The sequence below is a fragment of the Streptococcus sp. HMSC034B03 genome (assembly GCF_001838575.1).
GTDB classification, from domain to species: domain Bacteria; phylum Bacillota; class Bacilli; order Lactobacillales; family Streptococcaceae; genus Streptococcus; species Streptococcus anginosus.
In genome coordinates this window covers 1-1,292 of the sequence record NZ_KV837624.1, presented here as the reverse complement: position 1 = coordinate 1,292, position 1,292 = coordinate 1, and the positions used below count along the sequence as shown (strand labels likewise).

1 protein-coding gene is annotated in these 1,292 nt (G+C 38.6%); it reads right to left on the bottom strand.

Annotation, left to right across the window (positions count from 1 at the left end):
* Positions 1-1,292, bottom strand: a 1,292-nt coding sequence (locus tag HMPREF2634_RS02005; protein ID WP_180363037.1) for an SspB-related isopeptide-forming adhesin, incomplete at both ends; no start/stop codon positions are given.

Genomic DNA, 1,292 nt, shown 5'->3' with positions numbered 1-1,292 from the left:
AACACCGTTGTATTCTACTAATGGAGAGTAAGTGTCCTTCACTTCCATCTTTTCAATCGCTTGACCACGGTTAGCTGGCAAGTAAGAGGTTTCCAATTCAAAGTTGTAAACTTGTCCAACCTTAACTGTCTTACCACTCAATGAATTCTGGTCTTTTTGACCATCTTCAACAGTTGCTACAACATCTTTCTTCGGATTGATCTTCGGAATGTTGTTGGTTACAAGGTTTGTATCATGGATACCAGTAAAATCAATTTGATAAGCTTTGTTATCGTACTTGCTAGCATCCTTGATGTCTTTCTTAACCGTTGTTGGGAAGATCAGTTTGAGGTTGATACCTTTCAAGACATAGTTGTTTGTGTAAGCAACTGGATCATCTGAAGTTGTTACGGCAAATTCACCGTCGATTTGCAATCCTTTTGCCTTGATGTAATCTTGAACTTTTTGTGGAGCTTCTGCTAGAGATTTGTAAATCTTGGTTGTGAAGCCGCTTTGTACTTTACCGTCTTCTGTTGTTACACGAACACCAGCCAAGTTAGGAGTGACATACTTACCAGAATATTTTTCAACCAACATTAAGCCAGCTTGCTTGTCTTTTTCGGTTACACCTGTAAGACCTTTGTATTGGTCGTTGTCGATGTTGATAGTGTAGATTTCTGTTGAGCCAGCCAACATTGTCTTACCATTGACATCTTCACCCTTAGCATTTGTACCTTTCTTAGTCGGTTCTGCTTTCACTTCCTTGTAGACATAAGTAACTTCGGTAACGCCTTTTGTAACTTTACCTTTTTCATTACCTTTTGTCTTTTCAGGAACAAGGTTGTACACTTTATCACCAGACTTAATCGCTGTCGTCTTGTGGTCTGTTGTATCGTAGTTTTCACCAACCTTAGAATGAGAAGTATCCGTTACATCTTCTTTAATTTTCTTACCAGATTCATCTACATAGTGAACCACAACATCACCATAATCTTGAGGTGAGTCTACTGTTACCGTATTAGAATCACGTTCAACATTGTTGATAATTTCAGTAAAGGTGTTCTTCACGGTACCAGTATTCAGTTGTTTCACTTGCATGTAACCTGTAGCTTGGAATTCACTATTATCTGAAATCTTGCTCAAGAAGTCACTAGAGAATGAATACACAACTGTTCTTGACTTGTGATCAATCGTTTGGCTGACATATTGCGTCAAGTCAGTACCTTTAGCTAATCTTGTACCGTCTTTCAAGAGAAGGTCTGTCTTCGCAAACCATTTGTGAACACCGTTGTATTCTACTAATGGAGAGTAAG